The following is a 23,867-nucleotide window of genomic DNA, read 5'->3' on the forward strand; positions in this document are numbered from 1 at the left end:
CTGAGTGCAGAGTTTATTCAATTACTGGAGGAATGGATGCTGTACATTCCAGAAGCTAAAACTTTGCATAGCAATGTACCAAGTAGTCAGGTTTATTTCCGTTTTATTTCGGGACGGAGAATTCCTATCAAATGCTTACTCATCGCTCTAATTTTATGTCCATCTTTTGCGTTTTCCGAAACTCAACTGGAGGCTGAAAACCAATATCAGTTTGATGATGCCATGCTGCTTGGTAACGCAAAAGACCAACAGATCATTGCGCGGTTTAACCATGCAAATAGCGTTGCCGCTGGTACGTATCAGGTCGATATTTTTATTAACGGTAATTTCTATTCCCGAGAATCGCTCGTTTTTGCGCCCAATGCTCAGGGAAAGGTATCTCCTTGCCTATCGCAAGAACTGTTAACCAAAGGTGGCGTCGACCCACAGAGTATTACGCCAGTAGATCATACGGCGCAATGTGCAACGCTGGAAAGTCAGGTTAAAGATTCGTCAAACCATTTTGACTTTGCGAGGTTACGACTGGATTTATTTATTCCTCAGGCACTCATGGTGCGTACCCCTCGTGGCAAAGTTTCTGCAGGCGATTTGTCTGCGGGAGAAACAGTCGCGTTTGCGAATTATGATACGAACTACTATCGCACTGATACGTCTGGTCAGACGTCAGAATCTACTTATTTAGGCCTCAACGCCGGGTTAAACCTGGGGTTGTGGCAATTCCGCCACCAGGCAAACTATAACCGTTATTCTAGCGATTCAGGTCCAGGCAGCAACCACTGGACACCACTACGAACTTATGTTCAGAGACCTATCATGGCCTTGCGCAGTCAACTGACACTGGGCGACAGTTATACCTCTGGCAATCTGTTTAGCAGTATTGGATTTCGCGGACTCCAGTTGGAAACGGACGATCGTATGTTGCCGGAATCTCAACGAGGCTATGCACCAACAATTCGCGGTATTGCTTCTACTGCAGCAAAAGTCACTGTGTCTCAATCAGGCAATAAAATTTATCAAACCACCGTGACGCCGGGAGCATTTGTCATTGATGACCTTTACCCCACCAGTTATGAAGGGGATTTAGTTGTTGAAATTCAGGAAGCCGATGGGCGTATTTCGTCATTTACCGTACCATTTTCTGCCGTGCCAAACTCCATGCGGCCTGGACGTTCCCATGTGAATTTCTCTGCCGGGCAGGTACGGGACATTGGCGACAGTGACGCAAATTTCACCGATCTGACGTGGCAAACTGGCTTAAGCAATGCCATAACGGCGAATAGTGGTGTACGAATTTCGCAGGGGTATCAGTCTTTGCTGGGCGGTTTTGTCTTCACTAATCAGTTAGGGGCGCTGGGTTTGAATGCCGTTTATTCGCGAGCGGATATTCTGGGTGAAAACCTTAATGGCTGGCGTCTGGGAGCCACCTATAGTCGTACATTTTCTCCGACGGCAACTACTGTCGCGTTGGCGGGCTATCGATACTCGACCGATGGCTACCGCGATCTCGGCGATGTACTAGGTTTGCGCGATGCGCACGATCGCAACGGCACATGGAATTCCAGCACCTATCAACAGAAAAATCAGTTCGTACTGACAATAAGTCAGGGGCTATCCAACTACGGGCAACTCTACGTTTCTGGTTCAACCAGCGATTATCGTGACCGTCGTAGCCGCGACACGCAGTATCAGATGGGATACTCCAATAGCTGGGGTTCAGTCAGTTATAACCTCTCGTTGAGCAGGCAGCAAACCGGCAGCACTCGTTATGGCGTGCAGTCTTCACAAGGCTATAGCAATAATGCTTCTGGTTATTCTGGTCGTACGCAAAACACCCTGATGTTTTCAATCACGGTCCCGTTTGGTGAAGGTTCTCGTTCGCCTATTCTGACCACTGGCGTAAGCCACCAATCCGGAGACGATAGCAGCACCTTTTATCAAAGTTCACTCACTGGGACGCTGGGAGAAAATCAAGCACTTAGTTACACCGTGAATGGGGCTTATGACAACGCAGGAACCGGTACTTCCGTAGGCGCAAACGTCACCCAACAATTGCCTTGGGTCACAGTTAACGGTAGCGCATCACATAGTCGTGATTACACCCAAGGGGGGGCAAGCTTACGTGGTGCTCTGGTTGCCCATTCTGGTGGCGTTACACTTGGTCCCTACCTTGGCGATACTTTTGGTGTTATCGAAGCTGAAGGTGTAGATGGCGCAGAGGTTCAAAACGGTATGGGGGCAAAAATTAACAACTTTGGATATGCCATTGTCCCTTCGTTGGTGCCTTATCGGTACAACGATATCGGCCTCGACGCCAAAGGTATTAAAAACCAGAGCGCGGAGTTGGCCGAAAACCAGCAACGCGTAGCACCTTATGCCGGAGCAGTCGTCAAGGTGCGCTTCAGAACATTGGTCGGATATCCCTTGTTAATCAAGATCCAGCGAAAAGCTGAAGGAAGTCTCCCGTTAGGGGCGGATGTTTATGACAGTAAAGACACTGTTATTGGTCTCGTCGGCCAGGGAAATCAGGTGTATGCCCGCGCACCAAAGAAAAAAGGAACGCTGCGTGTGAAATGGGGTGAATCGCCATCCGAACAATGTCTCTTAAAGTATGACTTACAGGACACCGATATATCGCAGTCCCTTTACAGACTCGACCTGCCATGCATCAGTATCTGATGGGAAATAAATCATGAATAATAGAATATCTGTGGCGTTTCTGATGCTGTTTGCGTTGCTGCCGGTTGAGCCTACATGGGCCGCCTGCTATCGAATCACTACGACTAATACTAACTCAAGCTCTAATTATTACACCGAGCCAGGAAAAGGCACTGCGGCGAACTGGGATGGAGCTACCGATTCATCGGGTTCTGCAGGGACATTACCCACGGTAATAAATATTAATAACAGTACTTTTCAACCAAATGGGACTTTGATCGCTTCCGGCGTTGTCAACGTCTTGCAATCCGGCGCTCAGTCCTACAACAGCGACCAAATTCTATTTCGTTGTACTGCCAGCGAAGACGGCAAGTTGTATGAATACTATGCCACTAACGGTGACTCAACATATGGTGGACAAGTCGAAGTCGGTGCAAGCAACGGGTTACCGGAAAGCTATCAAACCTATGCCAGCGGAATGGCACTACGTGCAACCAATATGGTGACCGGTGAATATTACAGCCGTTACTGGAAATCCAGACCGCTAACTAATCTCGATCGTGATTCTTTGGGCTGGATTTTGGTAAAAGCCAAAGACTTCAGTGACACCAGGGTTGAGCTCTTTCGACTCGACAGAAGCGCGGGAGCGGTATTTACAGGTATTTACCCACATTCACAGCCAGCCACCTACATTGCATTCCAGGGAGGAGGCTTTTCATCCGGTCTAACCATCGGCAGCGACTCAAACTCACAATATAGTGGTTGGTATAATGCCTGGCCCGGCGCTGTAAATTTGTATAACCGTATATATATCCGTCGTTCAGCGACCTGTTCGGTGACAAACGTGACGCCAACAGTCGTTTTTCCGACAATTTCTGTTTCAGAACTTTCGTCGGGCGTAACACGGCAGAAACCTATAGCTATCCGTTTTAACTGTCAAACGGGAAGTCCAGCCAATACGGGTGTTGGTGCCTTTGTCAGCGGCGTTGCCGCAAATCAGACCGCGATGGGAATTCTGGTCAATCCAGCTAACGCCGCTGCCGCTGTTTCGGAAGGCTTTGGTACGGCAGGTTCCGGCGTCAGTTATCTCCTTTCCGATAATTACAACTCTTCTCCAAATATCGCTACCGGTGTGGGCATCCAGTTTACCCGAGCCAACGGCTCGCCGCTGAATCTCCTCAGCACGCTCAGCGGAGCGGTATTAGGTGGCAATGCGGTCGGATGGTATCCGGTGCTGGATGATGCTTCCGCAGGTTCAGTGGTGAATGGAGTTACAACCTACACAAAAACAATAAACGCCACGTTTAAGGCTTTACCGGGGAAAACCATTACGCCGGGTAAGTTTAATGCAACAGCACAGGTGATCATCCAGGTACAATAATGAAAAAGCTAAGAATATATCTTCTGCACCTCCTGTTACTCGGCAATGTCTGTCAGGCAGGGATGACCATCGAGTCCTCTCGAGTGGTGTTTTCAGCGTCCGATCGAGAACGCTCGTTACTGCTGGCTAACAATAATAGTTATCCGGTGATCGTACAAACGTGGGTGGATAATGGTGACTTGAAAAATACGCCGGAAACGGTAGACAACGTTCCAGTAATTCCTTTACCTGCCGTTTTTCGTCTGGAACCACAAGAGAAAAAAAATCTCCGACTACTGGCCACTCACATACCTCAGGCAACCGATCGCGAATCATTATACTGGCTGAATATGTATGAAATCTCGCCAGTAGAGACGAAACTACCAGCCAGTTTATCAGCGGTAAAAGTTGCGGTTCGTTTGCAGCTTAAACTGTTTTTCCGCCCGGAAAACTTGTCTCCTTCACCAGATAAAGTCGTTGAAGAACAAAAGATAGAGCCACAAAGAATGCCGGGTAGACTGGCAATAAAGATAAGTAATCCAACGCCATATTTTGCAACCTATCGCTCATTAAGTCTCGTAGGAGAAAAGAGCATGCAAACAATTGATCCGGGAATGCTATCACCCTTTAGCGCCAAAATAATCAATGCAGATATTGTTCCCTTAGGTGAGCCAAAGCGAGCTACATTTGAATTGATTGATGATGATGGCAATATCGTTAAAGGCAACCGCAGCTTTTAAGTGCGCTGCTGATAAGAGAACATGATGCACGTAATGCTACGTTTACAACCAATTTATTCTGTCACAAAACGGATAATTCACGGTTATGAAGTCCTGAGTGGTCCTTTACCTGCTCAGGATTGCGAGACATTTTTTTCGTCGCTGAGTGCCGCCTCACATCAAACCCTATTGGTACAGCAGTTAAATATAATCAAACAGCGAAATGATTATTCTCGTTATTATTTAAATTTACCCGTTGCCTTATTAAGCGATATGTTTGCTATAGAACAGCTTCTGCCAGAACTACATAACAACATAATTATTGAACTACAGGATCCGGAAAATATTAGTCGCCTTTCTCCCTCGGCGGCACGTGTGTTAAATCACAACCTAAACCTGATTCGTGCTAACGATATCCCCATCTGGCTGGATGACATTGCGCCAGCGTTATTTGATGACGTTTCTTCACTTCTTTTTAAATTTGATGGGATTAAAATCGATAAACATGCGTTCTGGACTCTCAGCGAAACGCCCGAACACTTACGGCAATTTATATACGATTGCCATACGCTAACTCAAAATGTAACAGTAGAAGGTATTGAAAATATCCAGCAACAGAGAGTCGCAACTCGTTGCGGAGCAAATTTTCTACAAGGATTCTTATGGCCTGAAATTCATATACAACATCCTTATTTATTTACGTATTGTTATCCATAATCTTCACAAATCGCGATAGGCAATACCTCTAATTTGTTGAATCTGATGAACAAGATCGTCTTTTGAGGTTTTCCCCTGCGTTTATTTTCTGCTCAAATTTATTACCATGGTCAGAACCTTAAAGGAGATGACAGATATCGATGGGTTACTGCTCTCGCGCGCTTTAGCTAACTCAGGCGTATGAGGTCCGTAAACCGGGTGTAAAAGAATAGATAACCGAACGGAGGAGCCAACGTTCGCGGCACGACCACGGCTGTTATGACCGGGACAATCGAAGGATAGGTATCTGGCCGGAAAAATATTCAACCGACACATTGTGCGTATTCACCTGTCCCCCTTGCCGACATTACGTAGTTAATGTCATACATCTTTCTTTGATAAAGTTTCAATAAAAGAATTTCTCAAATATCTATGAAAGCTATCATTTTCCATATTTTTATGCCAGTACAAATATTGCTGTAAGAATATACTTTCAGTGCCGACATAAACGCGTGATAATCCCAGCTTATTTATTGAACGGACGGTTAAAAAAGAAAAGTAATCACTTCGATTCAAAAAGTCAGCAATCGTTCTGATTGATTGTATTTTGATGAAGGGTCTAAATGGCTCACGACCAAAAACATCATTATACTTTTCCTCTAGTTTTTCCGGTAAACTTAACAAGGCTATGTATTTAAACTCATTTAATTCATCAATTGACGATAGTTTTATTTTTTTCCCTGCAAGAGGATGATGCTTCCCTACCGCGAATGAGTATTCCAGGTCGCTTACCTTTATACGCGTTAAATTATCTTCCAATACATTCACATTGCCAAAATAAAAATCAAGTTTCGCTGAAAGTAAATCATGAATGGAATTATCATCCCTCAATAAGATAGAGAAAGAGACATCGAGATCGCCACCTGATTCTTGCACACAGGCATCAAGAAACCCAATATCCTCGTAAAAATGAGTATCCGCATTAACCGATAGCACATACTCTCTTTTTAATGGAATAATTGTATTGTTGTAGTATTCGCTGATGTTGTAGAAACTTTCAATTTTCAGCACAATACTTTCAAGACTTGGAAGAAGAACTTCACTTAGGGTTGTTAAAATCATCCCTTTTTTACTTCGTACCAACAAAGGATCGTTAAAGATTTCCCTTAGTCGTGATAATTTCTGACTGACTGCTGGTGGGGTAAGGTGAAGTTGAGCCGCTACCGCCTTTACATTCTTCAACTTTAAAAGGAGATATAACACAATCAGCAAGTCGCTATTATACCTCAGTGTTTTTGGAAAGCCGCTACGATACATATGACCCCACAAGTAAAGTATACTTTTAATTAACTCAACATTTCAACAATCGAACATTGTAATTTATTTTAGCCCTCAAAAGCAGTCTTTATTGAGGAGATGAACTCTCAAACTCAGCCAAAGCGCCCTGAATAGTAGATAATGATATCCGATTCTGATGTACAAACGACACTACAATCTCTCCTTAGAGCAAGAGCAAGAACCAGAGCAAAAAAACAGGAAAGATAGGCCACTACAATGTCAGTTTCTCACCCAAAGCGGTCGCTATATGTCGTTCATCTGTGCTTCTCTCGAACATGACAAGTTGTTTCACGCGGGAACACTCTGGCTATAGAATATCCATCCTCAACGACCGGTAAGGGCAAGACATGGATATCGTAAAAATTAAAGAGCGTTTGAGCTTCCTTCAGGAGGCAGAAAAACTCAAAAGTGTGCTTCGTAGTGCGCATACCTCTACTGGTAGAACGGAGAGCACGGCCGAGCACTCGTGGCGCCTGAGCCTGATGGCCATGATCTTTGAGGATGAATTAGCAGGGGTAGATATGCTCAGAGTTCTCAAGATGTGTCTCGTTCACGATCTGGGAGAAGCAATCCATGGTGATATTCCCGCTGTCGAGCGGGATCTGCACCCGGATAAGGGAGAACAGGAGAAAGACGCGCTGTTGCATCTCACTCGTGCGCTTGGTGAAAAGCAACGGGAGGAAATTCTGTCACTCTGGCAGGAATACGAATGTGCCGCTTCACCGGAAGCCAGAGCCGTCAAGGCACTCGACAAACTCGAAACGATCCTCCAGCACAACCAGGGGATTAATCCGCCAGACTTCAATTATGCATTTAATCTTACTTATGGTCAGGAGTACACCAGCACGCATCCCTTGTTCATGCAGCTGCGCGAAATTCTCAATGAGGATACGCGCCAAAAATTACCGGGCGCGCACAACAGTGATCTTCCTGAAGGCGGCTGCGCGAGATGCCATCATTGGCAGGCCAGTCGTTTTCACTTTATCCAATCCAACCTGGTTCGAAGTATAAAGTCTTTTCTCATGAACAGTCCGAGGGGTATCTACACAAAATTGCAGAATTCAACCGGGCGGTAGTAAAGCGCTCCTTAATCAAGAGTAATGTACGCAACTTTAGTTCCAACAAGTGCATCAAATCTAGCCCAAAAAAGATATCTCACAGCCCCCATTAAAATGAACGCTGGAATGACATTCGCGCGCCGGGATGTGCAGTGGTAGCATGCGTACGTGCAATACTCTTTTGAACACTATTTTTTGTTCTTATATAAATAAAAGACAATAAGTACTGGGAGGCAATAGATTATTGCCGTATCGAAAATGAAACTTCTCACCAATAATAACCAATTCATATATCACCATTGAGGAAACATAAAGCATCCCCCAAAAAAACAAAAGGCATAGAATGAGACATACCATCCAGACTATCTCATTTAACCATTCATCTTTCATTCTCAACTTCCATTCACATGACTTCTTAGACATCGCAGCATATTCACGAAAACAAAAAAACAAAACTAAAATAATCAGGATAATTTTGATTGCTAGGCTCATGGCATCCTTTTCGGGCGTCACTAATTAAATAAATCATTCCATTATGAAGCACTGGCCTTGATTAGGGTTAAAGTGTAATAAGAAAATCATTATTCTCTACTATTTAATAAATAAACCACAAAAAGCAACTATTCAATAACTTAGTTTCGGATATTGATTTATCTTCACGACAGCTATTAACGAAATTTCTTAGTCGTAATAACGTCCTAAAATCGATTTAGTTAATATCTGTATTTTTGTTAAAGGTATAGTTATTGTTATCACTGATTTTAGAAGCGTTAGCCATACGGGGATCATATTGTCAGATTCCGTTAGATAACTTATTGAATAATGGCATCCTATTGGGCATAAAGTCGCAACTACACTTAATACTATTGGTTATAATATGATTTCATTAATTATGATTTTTACACACAGTATATAACGTTGCTTTACACGTGGCAGGTACCAGTACAAGTCACTACAGTCACATGCTTTCATTTCGCTGATACACGGCTCCCTTTCCCAGACAGAGCTGGCAGTACTCTGTTGTATTTTATGTGGTCCAGCACCAGTTCGTTAAAGTTCCTGAGCCCAGCACGCTTCACAGCCAATATCCGATAGGGGCTAACAGCCTGCACCGTCAGATTCATCCTTTCAGCTACCTGCGATGTAGGATAGCCATGCAGAAGCAACGCCAGAACCTGCTGTTCAGTAATGGAAGCGCATTTTCGTTTCCATTCTTTAGCAGGACGAAAACGGTTTGTCTCACGAGCTTTCAGTGCCCGCAACATCTGCTGTTTTAACGCTGCTGGTTGTATTTTTTTACTGACGACCAGGTCCGCACCAGCATGTATACTGGGCGACACGTCTAAAACCGACCGGACCAATGATACAATAAAAAACGTTTTCCGGCAGGCAGGATTGACTCGTAGTGGTGTAGCCGCATCCCCGTCCGTGAACATCACACACATAGTGTCCCGCCCTGGCTGTAAACGCCTGAACTCATCATTCAGTTCATCCACCAGGGCGCTGAACGTGATATTGCTGTACAAACAAAATGTGTTTGGGACTATCTTTGTCATCGGCTTACCCTTGCGTCTGTATCCTTTGTCATGTTCTCCAGCACTATTTCGTGTTGTCATACCATTTCATCACGCGTTCTACTTTGGCAGTCAATCACTGTAGTCGTTGCAACATTGTGGCAGGAGTATATATATTTCACATTACTAGAACATTTTCAGAGTTAACGACTCTACCACTGTCAGGATCATGATTATTTTAAATAGTATTAAATTTGTAATGTAAGTACCAAAATCTCATGATTTTCTGTAATCAGTCAAGGTGTCAGATCTTTTTTAAAAATCCAATAATCAGCAGGTAAAAAAAGACAATGATAAAACGTGTAGCACGCTGATGCTGCCAATGTAAATATTGACTTATTGATTAAATTGCAAAGTTATTTCGGGGAACTTAAATGCCATCAATTAAAAACGACATATAAATATGAAAAACAATTATTCTAACAACCTCCAACCCCGACTCTATATAATCGAAATAGACTTTTCCCTGGTGTCCGCGATGCCCGGATTGAATATAAAAAAAAGTGTCGCAATGATTTTATCTTCAGTGATCATCACCGTGATAAACAACGAGACCAATATTAAAATATTATAAATTTTTCCTCGCCATCAATGGCTCGTATTATCATTAAGTTTTGTGCTGGAATTATATCCTTTAAATTATTTATGAATATATAAGATTCATCACATTTAAACTAGGCAAAATCTCATTTTGTATCACCAAAATATTTAAACGTTTCGTTTTGTGACTCATGTTAAATAACCACCTTCTATAAATAGTTTGATTGCAGAATCAGTCTGGTGATAAATCAAGGCACTTTACCTTTCAGATACTTTACAAACGGGTTATCTGTCAGTTTTCAGGAAGGAAAAGTACATCGTGATTACATTGTTCATATGCCCATTTATCCAGACTGCTCTGAGATAAACTCGCTGCCGTTTTCTGTCTTAAGACATACCAGCAGGCACTTATCCTGCATTCTCAGCGCTTTTATTGCGCTGACAACGTCCTCAGTCTTCAATGATATTTTGGCATGGAACGCCTGACATTTCTGATTAAAATTATTCTCTACAGTCAGTGCATGGAAACGGTTTCCGTTAACCAGACTATCCAACACAAAATCCATACTCCAGCACTGCTCAATGTGTGTCAGGGGTGAGTATCGAAATGCTTTCCCCCACGCCGTCAAATATCTACTTCCAGTTAAGACAGAATGGTCAAAGATCATGGCGTTGACATGGGTAAGAGGCCGTCACAACGGTATCTGGGCTGTGAGGGACCTGCCAGCCTCATATTCACGGACGCAGGTCAAGCGCCAAAGGCAATACTGCAAAGGGTCTGTCTGCGCTGCTCCACTGAACGCGAGGATATACACATCATGAAATCACCGGTTAGTATTTGTATCGTGAAAAAATCACATATTAAACGAGATCATCTTTCTCACAGAACCGACCTCGGGCTAAGTACTGCCTGGCTTTGCCACCTTCGACTGGTAACCATCCTCAGTAATCACCAGCTATTTTCATGCCGCAATTAACCACTGAAACCGCTCTCAATATCTGAACGATTGGCTACAGGGCAACATCTGATGCAACAGCAGGATCATTTTCGATAACAATGAAGACAACACAGATTCAGCTGTACTGTTGTCGTCAAATGAACAAGCTCTCAGGGAAGTCGGAATGCTAAGTCTGATGAATTCTCATGCCCACCAGTGCAATCCGGACGGCAATGGCATACTGGGTATTCATAATGGAAACGGATAAAAAACAAAAAACCCAAGTCGCATAACGACTTGGGTTTCGAATTTGGCGGAAGCGTAGTCCGCCAAACTAATGTCCGAAATTGTCAGGAATAGTTCATTTTAACCATTAATAAACAATATGTTGTCAAATACAGTTGTTCGAGGACGTCTTGCTACATACGGAAAAATCTGACATTTTATGCAGTACCTTATGCATGGCGGTTTGTATGACAGGATTTTACTATGCCGAAAAAAGCAAAAGAACTCACCGGACTCGCAGTTGCTAAGTTAAAAAAAGAAGGCTCTTTTGCCGTCGGTGGCGTTGACGGCCTGTATCTTCGAAACAGAGGCCAGTCGCGTTCATGGGTGCTTTGCGTTGCTATGGGGGTAAGAGTTAACGCGCTAGGAAGAACCGTTCCGAGACGTTTAAACATGGGTCTTGGCCCCTACCCTGAAGTTTCATTAGCAGAAGCTCGTGACAAAGCTCGAGAGCTGCGTAAACAAATCCGTAATGGCATTGACCCTCTTGCAGAAAAGCACGCCCATAAAGCGCATCAGGAACGTCTGGCCCATAAGAACAAATCCTTTGCTAGCTGTGCTGAAGACGTTATCGCAATTAAGACCAAAGAGCTAAAGAACCAGAAACACATTGCCCAATGGCGGTCCACACTGGAAACGTATGCTTATCCTGTTATTGGTCAAAAACCCATAGCTGAGATTACAAAGACTGACCTATTAGCGATACTTGAACCAATCTGGTTAACAAAAAACGAAACTGCCAGCCGTCTTCGTGGTCGCATTGAAGCGATCATTGATTACGCAAAAGCGAAAGAATACTTTGAAGGTGATAACCCTGCAGCATGGAAAGGTATGCTTAAGCCCCTTCTGCCAATGCCAAGCAAGCTTCAGACCCAAAAGCATCATGCTGCATTACCCTACAACGAGATCGGTTCATTCATGACCGAACTACGTAAACGAGCAGGCATTTCAGCGCGAGCACTTGAGTTTTCAATACTGACAGTTTCGCGCTCTGGTGAAGTCCGTGGCGCTGAATGGTCAGAAATAGATCTGAAGAACAAAACTTGGACCATCCCTGCCAGCAGAATGAAAGCCAGCAAAGAGCATAAGGTTCCACTGCCTGAGGCTGCCATTGCCCTGTTAAAGGATTTACCCCGCTTCAAAGACAATAATCTTGTATTCCCTGCCCCAAGAGGTGGAATGCTTTCTGATATGTCATTGCTGGCAGTCTTGAAACGAATGGGACATAGTGGTTTAACACAACATGGCTTCCGTTCAACATTTCGTGACTGGGCTGGTGAAACCACAGACCATCAACGAGAGGTTATTGAACATGCGCTGGCTCATCAATTGGCAGATAAGGCCGAAGCCGCATACCAGCGTGGCACCTTATGGCCTAAGCGTGTGTTGTTAATGGATGATTGGACCGAATATTGCTCAATGAACATAAGAAAAGATGTGTAAATGAAAAATTTTTTTGTATCACCGCTATCTGAAAATCTCTGGTAGTTAAAAAACTGGCGCCGCGATAGCACAAAAGCATCAAATGGTCGATAATTTGACAGAATTTAACATTTAGATTAAATTTTACTCATAAATGTATGTTAGGAGTCTGTTGCTATGTCCACCAAAAATTTAGAAGAACAAATGCTTCTTAAGAGAGCACGCCGAATCAAAGAGGATATGTGCGTAGACGTCCCGTCCGTTGGTTCGAAAGAAGAGCGCAAACGAGCAATGAAAGCTCAACATGCTGAAATGGTTCGTAGATTGAACGAACAGGAAGCCATAGTTCGAGTAGAAGAGATTCATAACTAGAATATAGGACTTTTTTAGATGCCTGCCAATGTTTGTTATCACATTGATTTTTATAGTGGATTATACCGCAGCAATTCATTCAGTGACTATTCTCGACTTCAAACTTCTCCTCCATATTTAATTGACGAAACTGACCTATTATTTGATTTTATTACTGCAGTTCAAGATGGTGATATTTTATGTGGGAAAAACAAACCATCATGGACTAATCGCAATGGCGAGGAAATGTTACACTTATTAGGTTATAAAGCATCAGGATTATGGCATTATCATATTGGTCCTTATACTTCTTCGTCTCCTGCATATCTTAGCAAAAAGATTCGTGAAATTAATTTAGATGGGTTGACATCTGCTGCCGCAGTTCATTACAGGTGGTATAATCGTCAAAACATGAATAAAATTATTATTCTTGCTTTTAGCCCAATCCATCAACCCTTCCCCGGCTTATTAGACAAACCGAATCATCTTAAATCTCGTAGTGGTCTTATATTAAATAATCAGATGATTAATCATAGCGCAAATAAGTTACCTGAAAAGTAAATACCATGATTAAAATAAAAATCTAAAAGTCAATTTTAATATATTAGGTGCAAATGACAGATATAGAGCGCATACTTAAGCATTATTAACATAACAAATACTAAAACATAATTCCTAATTACCTAATAGAAACCCATGAATAATTATACTTTTACTAAACAGAACGATCTTTTTCCTACAATTGATAATAGATATCGTTTTTATATTAACGACGACCTTCTCTATGACTGTATAGGGATTGGAAGAAATTGCAGCCACGATCCAAAACGAGTTACTGGCTTCAATGCTGGGAAACAATTTGGTTATGCGCTGTTAACTTATTTTACAACCAGAGCACTTAATATACACAGAATTCCTTTTTGTGAAGACCGTATTTATTGTAATTACTTTAACAATCATAGCAACTACAATAATATACTCTCAGAAATTGATATAGACAGGATGGAATCAATTTGCAATGAAATAAATAAACTTTATCAAAATACACAAAGTCACTTAAAAGAAAAAAGTATTGACCATGTGTATCTTGGTAGAAAAATATCTGGAATTGGCGGCAAAAACTCATGTTACGCAAAAAGTATCATTGAGATGAAAAGGGCTGCGGAAATAACCGGTCTAACTTCACTAAAAATTGAGATGGATACATTAAATTCTTTTAGTGATGAGGGAGGCTACTCTGGTGATATTTTTTTAGAAATGAAAATTCCAGCGAAAGATATTTTTTATTGTAGCAATCTGATAGCAAATCGTTCTGGTAAAAGTGAAACAGTAGAAACCGGAGAATGGGTGGTATTGAATCGTTCACCAACAGGAGTCGTAAAACTCCCGATATCTTCAATTCATATTGATTATAGCAATTGGAAAGAAATCCCACCAATGACTACTCAAGATGCCAAGATAGTATTAGAAAACTATAGCCCATTTGTGATACGTGAACTATATAGAACTGAGCCAACCTATAATCCTAATAGAATACATACGTCTTTAAAAGGAAGATTTTTATCATTCTTACTTAAAAAAATATATAACTACTAAGTAAGTGTGTTGTCCAACCAATGTGTAATTGTTCTCTTTCGAAATAAAAACCACAAAGCTCTTCGCAATATGGGCTTTGACACGAAGCAGGACATCTATGGACACGGTTTTAGCACACTGGTTTGTAGTTCAGTAGACGCTGTGGAGGTTCAAATGAGCCAATAGAAAGCAACAATATCCGTGCTCAAAGCCAAGCATCTTGAGCATCGCCGCCTGATGCTTCAGTGGTGGCTGATTATCTTGATGCAAGCCATAACGTTATGGTCAGAACATTTGAATTTGCTCATAAAAAGTAACATAACTTCTTATCAAAGCTGGTAAAAGCGTCTGAGTATCCCGTATACTATATTCAGAAAATATATTCGGGATAATAAAATGAAAAACATTGACGTCATCCTTGGTAAAGACCATTTAGAAGATATTTCTTCTGCAAAACCAATTCCAGCAATTAAAGAGATAATATGGAATGCTTTTGATTCCAAATCGTTAATAGTAAAAGTTCTGTTTCAGCAATGTCAGAATACAAATACAATTGACAAAATAATCATTCAGGATGAAGGGGAAGGCATTCCTCACAATAATGTCTCATCATTATTTGGCAGTCTTGGTGAATCTTGGAAAAAGGATGCAAAAAAAAATGGGGATCGTTCATTACATGGTCAGTTTGGTAAAGGACGTTTTAAGGCATTTTCCCTAGGAGAGATAGTCATATGGTCTACTTGCATAGAAGATAATGGAAAATATTATAAATATTCTATCAAAGGGAATGCTAATAATATTAAACGCTTCGAAATCAGTGAACCTTCTGAAACAAATGATAAAACAAAAGGTACTCAGGTTGAGATCTTTAATTTAGTAAAACAGGCATCCTCACTTGCAACAGATTCGTCTAAAGAATCAATCACCAAAGAGTATGCGTTATATCTGACAGAATACCCTCATAAAAAATTATTTTATGATAACGCATATATTACACCTTCGGATGTGTGGCTTGACAAAAAAGAGTATAATCTCGGAGACGTTGAGATAGAATCTGTCCAAGAAAATGTGTCTGTTTCAATAATAGAATGGAAATTTAAGACACCCCGTGAAATTCATTACTGTGACGAAAATGGCTTTTCACTTTTCAATGAAAGCGCAGGGAAACTTGTTAGATCATATGGCGTGGATTTCACAGTATATATAAAGTCCCCATTCATTAAGAAGAAATTTGAAGAAAATGTCCTTTCGCTTGGAAGTTTAGAATCTGGTATTAAAGAGTTAAAAGATAAAGTCATTGATCTTTGTAGAAAACATTTCATCAACAAAGAATTCTTACAAAAAGCAAAAATAGTAGATGAGTGGAAAGAACAAAATATTTATCCGTATGAACGCTCTCCATTACCCGGTAGTGTTGAAGAAGCTGAACAAAAAGTATTCAACATATTAGCTGTGAATGTCGAAAGCTATCTAACATCTTTTAACAAATCTAATAACAGCATCAAAAAATTTACATTTAAATTACTATCTCAGGCTTTGAAGGACAATCCAAATTCTGTTAGAAAAATTTTATCTGAAGTATTGGTCATGAGTTCAGACGATCAGGACTCAATGGCGAATTTATTAGAAAAGACAACTCTACCTAATATTATCAAAGCTTCACAAGTTGTATCAGATAGGTTAAATTTCTTAACTGGGCTAGAACAGCTATTGTTTGATGACAATACAAAAAAGAAATTTTTAGAAAGAGATCAATTACACAAACTTCTAGAAAATGAAGCATGGCTCTTTAGAGAGGATTTCAATTTATCTCGTAGCGAAAATACACTCAATCAAGTGCTACAATATCATGCTGATAAAATAGGTATCACTTATGATGCAGAACTGCCTGTTGTTAGAGAAGATGGAACCACAGGCAGGGTTGATTTGCTACTTAGCAAAGCACGTCAGCCAAGAGAAGGTGAGCTTGAACACTTAGTTGTTGAATTGAAAAGGCCAACACAAAAAATAGATTTATCTGTTATAAATCAAGTTGAAAGTTATGCTTATGCTGTTAGTAATGACAGCAGGTTTGATAAACAGAATACGAAATGGATTTTCATCGCCGTATCTAACGAGATAGCGCCTTTAGTTCAGAATAGAATTTCTCAAGATGATCGCCCTTACGGACAATTATATTCTAAAGGAAATGTTTCAATATGGATATATACTTGGGGAGAGTTGATAGGACAAGCGCGATCTAGACTGATGTTTTTTAGTAATTTATTAGATATTGATATTAATCGTGATTCTGCTACAAATTACTTAAAAGAAACTTATGCCAAGTTCATTCCTAATAAAATTAATGAGATGGAAGTTTAGATGTAATAATAAAAGACTAAAAAGACACTGATAATAAATTTGGAAAATGATTTTAAAAATTATAAAAGGGCCTTACGGCCCTTCCCTTTTCCCTTGAAGGGAACTCTCCATTGGAGAGAATACATATCCCCACACTTGGGGAAAATCAATCAGCCCATTGAGCTGTAAACTACTCCCCATATATGGGGCAATCAGACACTTCATGAAGTGAATATTCGCAAGGAACACTTATTAAATATAACATGAAACATCAATTGTCAAGTATATATGACTGGTTTTTAAAAAATTATCCTAACTAAGAGCCACGAATAAATTTAATCCTCCACAACAAATCTGTCTGGAGGATCAAACCAAGTTCCTGACGCCTTATTTATAGCAATATGGAGTGTTATATTTTAGATTATCAGGACAAGGTATATAACAACCTTTATAGTAGTAAAAAATTAAAAGGAAATCTGATAAAAGCTTAAAACAAATATCAGATACTAATATTCATAACAGTTTACTAATTAAAGTCAACGATTACAATAATAATTAATCAAAATTATTGGTAGCTAATCATACTAAAACTTCCGGCACCACACCCATAACCTCTCATACCATCAGAAACAATTGACCATGTTGCACCAGCAGGTACATCAAATGCGATACTACCGCTTTTACCCCATTCAGAGTTCGCACTTGTTGCATTCGAAACTGTGATCCCATTGACTATACCAATTAAAGCATAAGTATTAGCACAGTCATCGGCATTACTTGATGAGATCTTTTTAGGAGGCGGGTTTCCACCATAAGCATAAATTTTAAATGACTTCCCTGTATTATTAACTTCTGAATATGAACTGCTATATGTCCCTAAAGGCACATAATTTCCAACAGTAATATTTCCTGTCCATATACCATTAACACAAGATAATAAGAATCCATTACTGTCTCTGACGTAAGTTCCAATCCCTTCATTTACTCCGGTACAACTTGTTCCAGCAGTTTTGATACTTTGTATATGCAATTTCTTGCCATACAAATCACCATTTACGGATTTTATATCCCCAGATGCCTGAATCCATCCAGCCTGATCATTTAGGATGCTAAAATCACCTACCATTAAAGATGATCCTATTGTAGCGCCATAAACCAGCGCAAGGTTTTGTCCCTGAATATTTCCATTGGCATGGATTTTATTTCCAACTATATCATTCCATACATAAAGTGGCGCATTAACAGTTGTGGTTCCATTTATATTTACCGTACCTTTTAAAGCAGTACTGCCGTTAACTGTCATATTACCCCCCAATATCACATCACCACTTGCTGTAATGCTTTTAATGTTATTTATACTATTGCCACCCATATTCAGATCGCCAGTCATTGGAAGTGTTCCATCACGACGTAAATAAACTGAATACATTGCAGAATCGTATCCTACACGATACGCAAGCAATCCGGCATTATTAATATTATTAAATACACTGGAATTTTCAGACCATTCCCCCTGAAATCCAGATGCAACAGTTGGTGATTGTGTCATTCCGCTATCAATCCCAGCCTCCTGCATCGCTTTACCCAATAAATCATATCTTATCTCTCCACCTTCACTCCACGGTGTTGTTGTAGTGATTAATCCATTAACAACATAATTAGGTGCTGTTCCTGACCTTAACAAAACTATTGAATATTGCGATTTGTTTACATTCAAACCAGTGAATGAAGCAGGCAATAGACCTTCATTGATAAGTGTCTGATACGTAATAATACATGAAATGGCAGAGCATGTTCTTGGCCCCGGATCATTTCCTGAGCCTAATGAGGATGTTAATGTTGATAACTTATCATATTTAATATTAATATAGCTATTAACAGCATTCCCCAACTGTTTAATCTGAGCACCAGCAGCTTTTGCAACCATATTCTCTTGATTATTTTTTAAATCTTGAAATTTAATCAACCCTATACCTGTTCCTACTGATAACACCAGTATCAATTCAAGCAAAGAAAAACCTTTTTTATTCATACAATCACCTTTATAAATTTGAAATCGTTATTTTTAAATTATATTATTGATTATATTTGTCAAATAACCGGAGATAATTTAATCAAGGATATTATATGCATGAGAAAACCACAGTAGTGTTACCATTCAATATTTACAGTCATAATACAGACAAAAATCTTTTAATTATTGGTATAAAATGCCATGAGTATATTCAAGAGATTATTTCATCCGCATTCTCGAACAATTTATTCGATATATCAGTAGCAGAAAATAAGGGCATTATTCTTTCAGCATCAAATTATGATTTTATATTTGATTTAAAAAGACATTTAAATAAATATAATAACAACAAATTAAAGAGACCAAGTTTATTAACATTCACTTTTATCAATAAGACAGGAAAGCTTATATGTGGAAATCTTAAATTTATTCAAGTGGATTTTAATAAATCTTATACAATTTCACGTAGTGATTTACAGAAAAATAACTGACGATATGAATCTCTTCAATAATTAAAGATAGCGATATTATTTGTTATAAATACTATTCACTGAAATTCTAAAGTTATCAAATCCTCTTGCTACAACAAACTAATCAGCGTCACCACTGGATTGAAGAAAACCTCATTGCAAACTATGTAGTTTATTTATAGTATGCTTTCATAACAGCGACATCTCAGTTATGAGAATGAATATTTTTTAACACGAAGGGATAGTACTGTGAGCCAAAGCACATTAATAAGTAATTTGATTGAAAAAGGCTGGTTTTATCAAGAGAACTTTTTCACAAATGAGGTTGTTGACAAGTTGGTGAAAGAGTGTAACTCCCGTTCGTTTTTTAAAGCGGGCATAGGTAAATGCAGAAGCATTGATGAAAATATCCGCTCTGATGAGATTTCTTGGTTAACCGATAATGAATATTCAGACTCCGTTATTAAATATATAAGCTTCATAAAAGAATTATCTAATGTTTTTAATAGAGAGCTATTTCTTGGACTTAATGATTATGAAGCTCATTTTGCTACTTATCCTGTGGGAGCATTTTACAAACCCCATTTTGACAATTTTCGAGGCAAGAATAACAGAGTAATTACAGTGATTATTTATCTCAACCAAGAATGGACAGATAGTGATGGTGGAGAAATATGCTTATATGGTGATAACAAAAAAATACTTTTAAATCCGACAGGTGGAAGCATCCTTTGTTTTATTTCGAGTGATATTTTACATGAAGTTTTACCTACAAATAAAGAAAGAATGTCCTTGACCTGTTGGTTACTAAACAATAAAAATATCATATAAAAGCTTATTGTTATAGCTACCAATCTTACTCTTTGGCACTTTTAACGATATGTTTTTTAATCTAAAAATAAACTCAATCGGCACCATTACATGTTTACTCTTGTCTACCAATCATTTCTGTCTCCCAACCATATCCTCAAGAAATCTTTTTCCTCGTAATTTTAATCTTGCTTTGTCTTCAATGCTAATATTTGAAGATTGTAATATCAGTCCTAATATTAACTCTTTATCCACCTCTTCTACTTTACAGCCCACAGCCTTAGCCACCTCCGCACCAAGTATGATCTTCTGGCGTGTCTCAGCGCTTTTGGACAGTGATTTTTCTTTACTTTTAAGTCTGTTCAGACGCATCTGCGCTGAGGCTATTTTTTGATTAATTGATTTTTCTGTTTTTGGTTTTCTGCTGTTATCATCCATATAGTTCATCCTTAATTTAAGAAATATATATTATTATATCTGCACCACTCATATTGAAAACATCACTGAACTGTAAAATAGACTCAGCCAGTTTACCAGCATCGTCTGGACGCAATTCACTAAAGAATCTTAGTACCTCATCTTCTTCATTGTTGCAGGTCCCCGCATCAACCTGCATTTGCCATATACCAATCGTATGTAGTCCAGCTTCAAAGTAAAACTCGAAATGTTCCATATCGGAACCACAGTGTTCTATTACCGCTTCTTTATGTTTAGTCATAAATATATCAGTAATCTTTTCATGGCTGTTCTGTAAAATGTAAGTATCAATATTTAAAACATAGTTCATTTGTTCACACATATTTATCTCCTTTGTTTGATATGTAAATAATGGAATATCACTAAAGAATAACACCGTCAAATATTGTTTTTCAAAAAGCAAAGTTAGCAGCACTTGATGATTGTTTTAAACAATCACCTGCTGAACAGGCTTGCCCTGTTAATGATGGGATTTATCCCGAAAAATAGTGTTTTGGTTTAAAAAATGAGATCTCAATAAGCTCATTATAAAATTATGCAACACATACGAGTGCAATCACTAACATTAAATGCCTGATACTCTACGCGTTACTTATTTTATCAAACCAATGAAAACAATTTCACATGTCGTTTTTAGACTTTGGTTTCTGGATTTAATATGTTAATTGTGCAACACATAATAGTTGCTGTTATTTTCACGATTTTATCTAAATTCCTCTTTCCCGCCTTACGGCGGGAGGGGAAAACACTACTTCTGCCCTTACGGGCGCTATCTAAAACCCAAATATTCAATATTATTACCCTACCTCAACCGCTTATCCGATTCTGCTCCGTTTAATTTCACAGACATTGAAACTAGCGTTATTATTTAAGAGTAAGAAAACTTTTTACATTGTCGTTATTTTTAGCTCCTTTAGGAGATATAAAAATAAAGCAATGCCCACCTATACACTGCTACGCAGTGTGTGGGGTCTACCGACGGTTGCCTGCCGCAGGCTAACACCGTTTCCTTCGGAAACAAGGTCAACGTCAACACCAGAGTTTTTCTTACGAAAAACTAAAACCAGAAAAGGTCAATAGCGTTAATATTGGTCAGGTAAAAAATTTTTAATATGATTTTTATTTTAACTTTAAAAGCACCTTTTCAATTAACAGTTAGCACACTATATAAGGAGATGAAAATGGTTAGAGAAATAAAGACATTAAGAGAAGCTATTAGAACATACAGAAATGTCAAAAAGGCCGAACTTGATACTGGAAATCTATTTTATCAAGGAAAAGTATCTGAACAATATTGGGTTGATACTGTTTACCGCGTTTTATGCTTTCCCTCTATGGATGTTAACTGGAAGGAAATCAGCATGAGTAAAGAGCTTGAAAAAGAATTCTGAGAGTTGGTTAGAAAAAACAGACAGAAAAAGCATACAAAAGAACAGAGTTTAAACTCTAATAAAAAATCATCTTATATAACAAATCCATCTGATTTTGATAATGAAAACAAACCGGAATCATTGCCAGTGTCAGATAAGCAATCAAAATCACAATCACTAGAAGTTCCAAGTTCTAAGAAACTAAAACTGAGATAACAGAAAGGAGTAATTTTTTATTTTATGGCAATTTTTCATCTTGATTTTAAAATTGTGAAACGTTCAGAAGGTAGGTCTTCCGTTGCGAAGGCTGCCTATCATGCTCGTACACGTATAACAGATGAAAGAACAGGTGATACCTATGATTATAGCCGCCGTACTGATTTATACGGACATTTCATATTAGCACCTGTTAATGCTCCCGCTCATATAGTTGAAAGCTCCTCAGCGCTTTGGAATGAGGTTGAGAGGGTTGAACGTCAGAGCAATGGTCAAACTGCTCGTTATTTCGATGTTGCTATTCCCGCTGAGTTAAACAATGACGACAAGAAAAAACTTGTTCTGGAGTATTGCCAGAAAAACTTCGTTGATAAAGGTATGATTGCCGATATCGCTTTCCATGATCTTGATAGCGATAATCCTCATGCTCACGTTATGTTGACATTAAAAACCTTAGGCCCTGAAGGTTTTGGTAAAAAAGAAAGAAGCTGGAACGACAGAAAAATGTCTGTGTTGTGGCGTGAATCATGGTCAGCTATGGCTAACAGATATCTAGAATCCGCTGGCTCATCAGAACGTATTGATCATCGTTCCCTTCAGACCCAGCACGAAGAGGCATTAGAAAAAGCAGCAGTTGCTTTGGATAATGAAGAAAAAGCACTATGGCTTGCCAAAGCCGCCGAAACAAACCGCCCTGCAATGAAACGTATCCATAGTGCCAAATGGCGTAGTAAAGCAGCTCAAGAGCAAAGAGCCGCAGAACAGGCTGTTCGTGACGCAGCGAAACAGGAAGCTGTTGAAGTCTACAAGACATTCAGTGAACTTGACCTTGAAATCGTCGTTGATGTCAGAAGCTTTACGATTACACATCTTGCTGAACCAGAAGAGATCGTATTACCAGAAACGCGATCCGGCTCTTCTACTCATGAAACACAAAGACCTGTATTGGTAGCACCAGTTCCTCATACTCGTCTGCGTGGTGTTAAATCTTACCGTGATAAATCCAAAGTAAGTAAGGTTATCACTGGTAAGAATCCATCTGTCAGTATTTCTGATTCTGGAATAAATACTATTCTGAAAACACCCTCTTCTCAAAACCCAAACAGGGCATCCAGAAGCGCCCCTGAACGTGTTAAGAGGAAACAGGCTACTCCACGTCAGGATAATATTTTTAAACGTTTCACAACTCTTGTCATAGATTTTTTCAAGCAGAAGTTTGTATGGGCTAAAGTAAACAAAGCCAAATTTGATATTATCAATGAAGAACATGATAAACGTATTGCTGAAAACTATGTCTTTGATGAAGTATTAGGTCATCCTGTTCCACGAGCTGAATATGAGAAACGAGCTAAGTTTAACAGTGATGCTTACAAACCAACACCTGATGAGATTCGACGTTTCCCAAGTCGCCCTAAAACTGGACTACCTGAACGTGATCACAATATGGACCTCACGCCAACCCCCCTACCTGAACATGTAAGAAGGAGTCACTATCCGAATTTCAGGCCGCCGGGAAAGTGAACATGCACATTTCTTAACGAAGGTGTTTGAGATGTTGGTGGTATCAGTTTTGTTGATGAAGCGTACAACTTTCAACGATACACAGCTTTTTTACGTTGACATTTGTATGTATTAACATTGAAAATGGGGGGATCATAT

General features: G+C 39.6%; 19 protein-coding genes and 2 pseudogenes. 16 read left to right on the forward strand and 5 right to left on the reverse strand.

Features of this window, described 5'->3' with window-relative positions; translation table 11 throughout:
* Nucleotides 1–36 precede the first annotated feature (36 nt).
* From NMD08_RS16560 to NMD08_RS16575, 4 genes are read left to right on the forward strand one after another with little or no spacing between them, the layout of a single operon-like run.
* A complete protein-coding gene (locus NMD08_RS16560) occupies nucleotides 37–2,676 on the forward strand; it encodes a fimbria/pilus outer membrane usher protein (RefSeq protein ID WP_370620216.1) in 2,640 nt (879 codons plus the stop codon).
* A 13-nt stretch (nucleotides 2,677–2,689) separates the two neighbouring features.
* Nucleotides 2,690–4,036 (forward strand): fimbrial protein, encoded by a 1,347-nt coding sequence (locus tag NMD08_RS16565; RefSeq protein ID WP_370618593.1) that lies wholly within the window; start codon nucleotides 2,690–2,692, stop codon nucleotides 4,034–4,036.
* Nucleotides 4,036–4,755 (forward strand): molecular chaperone, encoded by a 720-nt coding sequence (locus tag NMD08_RS16570; RefSeq protein ID WP_370607555.1) that lies wholly within the window; start codon nucleotides 4,036–4,038, stop codon nucleotides 4,753–4,755. Before NMD08_RS16565 ends, NMD08_RS16570 begins: the two co-directional genes overlap by 1 nt.
* A 33-nt stretch (nucleotides 4,756–4,788) precedes the next feature.
* Complete coding sequence (locus tag NMD08_RS16575) at nucleotides 4,789–5,451, forward strand: EAL domain-containing protein (protein ID WP_210904909.1); 663 nt, start codon at nucleotides 4,789–4,791, stop codon at nucleotides 5,449–5,451.
* Nucleotides 5,452–5,811: 360 nt separating this feature from the next.
* Here NMD08_RS16575 and NMD08_RS16580 read toward each other — a convergent pair whose 3' ends face one another.
* The gene (locus NMD08_RS16580) at nucleotides 5,812–6,747 is read right to left on the reverse strand and encodes a LysR family transcriptional regulator (protein ID WP_151217963.1); all 936 of its coding nucleotides are present in this window, start codon (nucleotides 6,745–6,747) and stop codon (nucleotides 5,812–5,814) included.
* Nucleotides 6,748–7,115: 368 nt separating this feature from the next.
* Between NMD08_RS16580 and NMD08_RS16585 the strand changes: the two genes are divergently transcribed.
* Nucleotides 7,116–7,844 carry an HD domain-containing protein gene (locus NMD08_RS16585; protein ID WP_370618595.1) on the forward strand — a complete coding sequence of 243 codons (729 nt, stop codon included), beginning with the start codon at nucleotides 7,116–7,118 and terminating at the stop codon, nucleotides 7,842–7,844.
* A 950-nt stretch (nucleotides 7,845–8,794) separates the two neighbouring features.
* Here NMD08_RS16585 and NMD08_RS16590 read toward each other — a convergent pair.
* On the reverse strand, nucleotides 8,795–9,382 hold the full coding sequence (locus NMD08_RS16590) for a hypothetical protein (RefSeq protein WP_370618597.1): 588 nt from the start codon (nucleotides 9,380–9,382) through the stop codon (nucleotides 8,795–8,797).
* A 1,522-nt stretch (nucleotides 9,383–10,904) separates the two neighbouring features.
* On the opposite strand from NMD08_RS16590, the pseudogene NMD08_RS16595 reads away from it, so the two are divergent.
* The 7 genes and pseudogenes from NMD08_RS16595 to NMD08_RS16625 all read left to right on the forward strand — a co-directional run bounded on the left by NMD08_RS16595 (nucleotide 10,905) and on the right by NMD08_RS16625 (nucleotide 16,872).
* Nucleotides 10,905–11,146: pseudogene (locus NMD08_RS16595) on the forward strand (hypothetical protein).
* A 221-nt stretch (nucleotides 11,147–11,367) separates the two neighbouring features.
* Nucleotides 11,368–12,606, forward strand: a complete 1,239-nt coding sequence (locus tag NMD08_RS16600) for a tyrosine-type recombinase/integrase (RefSeq protein WP_370611567.1) — start codon at nucleotides 11,368–11,370, stop codon at nucleotides 12,604–12,606.
* A gap of 156 nt (nucleotides 12,607–12,762) precedes the next feature.
* Complete coding sequence (locus NMD08_RS16605; RefSeq protein ID WP_370618598.1) at nucleotides 12,763–12,957, forward strand: hypothetical protein; 195 nt, start codon at nucleotides 12,763–12,765, stop codon at nucleotides 12,955–12,957.
* 18 nt (nucleotides 12,958–12,975) lie between these two features.
* On the forward strand, nucleotides 12,976–13,497 hold the full coding sequence (locus NMD08_RS16610) for a hypothetical protein (RefSeq protein WP_370611568.1): 522 nt from the start codon (nucleotides 12,976–12,978) through the stop codon (nucleotides 13,495–13,497).
* 135 nt (nucleotides 13,498–13,632) lie between these two features.
* Nucleotides 13,633–14,532, forward strand: coding sequence for a hypothetical protein (locus NMD08_RS16615; RefSeq protein ID WP_370611569.1), 900 nt, complete (start codon nucleotides 13,633–13,635; stop codon nucleotides 14,530–14,532).
* Nucleotides 14,533–14,574: 42 nt separating this feature from the next.
* Nucleotides 14,575–14,828, forward strand: a pseudogene (locus NMD08_RS16620) (integrase); the annotation flags it as partial.
* A gap of 79 nt (nucleotides 14,829–14,907) precedes the next feature.
* Entirely contained in the window at nucleotides 14,908–16,872 is a 1,965-nt protein-coding gene (locus tag NMD08_RS16625; protein ID WP_370611570.1) for an ATP-binding protein, read from the forward strand.
* Between the two features lie 544 nt (nucleotides 16,873–17,416).
* Here NMD08_RS16625 and NMD08_RS16630 read toward each other — a convergent pair.
* On the reverse strand, nucleotides 17,417–18,883 hold the full coding sequence (locus tag NMD08_RS16630) for a hypothetical protein (RefSeq protein ID WP_370618600.1): 1,467 nt from the start codon (nucleotides 18,881–18,883) through the stop codon (nucleotides 17,417–17,419).
* Between the two features lie 95 nt (nucleotides 18,884–18,978).
* Between NMD08_RS16630 and NMD08_RS16635 the strand changes: the two genes are divergently transcribed.
* Nucleotides 18,979–19,356 carry a hypothetical protein gene (locus NMD08_RS16635; RefSeq protein WP_370611572.1) on the forward strand — a complete coding sequence of 126 codons (378 nt, stop codon included), beginning with the start codon at nucleotides 18,979–18,981 and terminating at the stop codon, nucleotides 19,354–19,356.
* Between the two features lie 228 nt (nucleotides 19,357–19,584).
* Nucleotides 19,585–20,166 carry a 2OG-Fe(II) oxygenase gene (locus NMD08_RS16640; protein WP_370611573.1) on the forward strand — a complete coding sequence of 194 codons (582 nt, stop codon included), beginning with the start codon at nucleotides 19,585–19,587 and terminating at the stop codon, nucleotides 20,164–20,166.
* A gap of 111 nt (nucleotides 20,167–20,277) precedes the next feature.
* Here NMD08_RS16640 and NMD08_RS16645 read toward each other — a convergent pair whose 3' ends face one another.
* The gene (locus NMD08_RS16645) at nucleotides 20,278–20,583 is read right to left on the reverse strand and encodes a conjugal transfer protein TraD (RefSeq protein ID WP_370611574.1); all 306 of its coding nucleotides are present in this window, start codon (nucleotides 20,581–20,583) and stop codon (nucleotides 20,278–20,280) included.
* Nucleotides 20,584–20,599: 16 nt separating this feature from the next.
* Nucleotides 20,600–20,944, reverse strand: coding sequence for a hypothetical protein (locus tag NMD08_RS16650; protein ID WP_370611575.1), 345 nt, complete (start codon nucleotides 20,942–20,944; stop codon nucleotides 20,600–20,602).
* Nucleotides 20,945–21,803: 859 nt separating this feature from the next.
* On the opposite strand from NMD08_RS16650, the gene NMD08_RS16655 reads away from it, so the two are divergent.
* Entirely contained in the window at nucleotides 21,804–22,013 is a 210-nt protein-coding gene (locus NMD08_RS16655) for a hypothetical protein (protein WP_370618602.1), read from the forward strand.
* 219 nt (nucleotides 22,014–22,232) lie between these two features.
* Nucleotides 22,233–23,729, forward strand: a complete 1,497-nt coding sequence (gene mobQ / locus NMD08_RS16660; protein ID WP_370618604.1) for a MobQ family relaxase — start codon at nucleotides 22,233–22,235, stop codon at nucleotides 23,727–23,729.
* Nucleotides 23,730–23,867: the final 138 nt, after the last annotated feature.

Origin of the sequence: Citrobacter meridianamericanus (assembly GCF_041320245.1) — a bacterium.
GTDB classification, from domain to species: Bacteria; Pseudomonadota; Gammaproteobacteria; order Enterobacterales; family Enterobacteriaceae; genus Citrobacter; species Citrobacter meridianamericanus.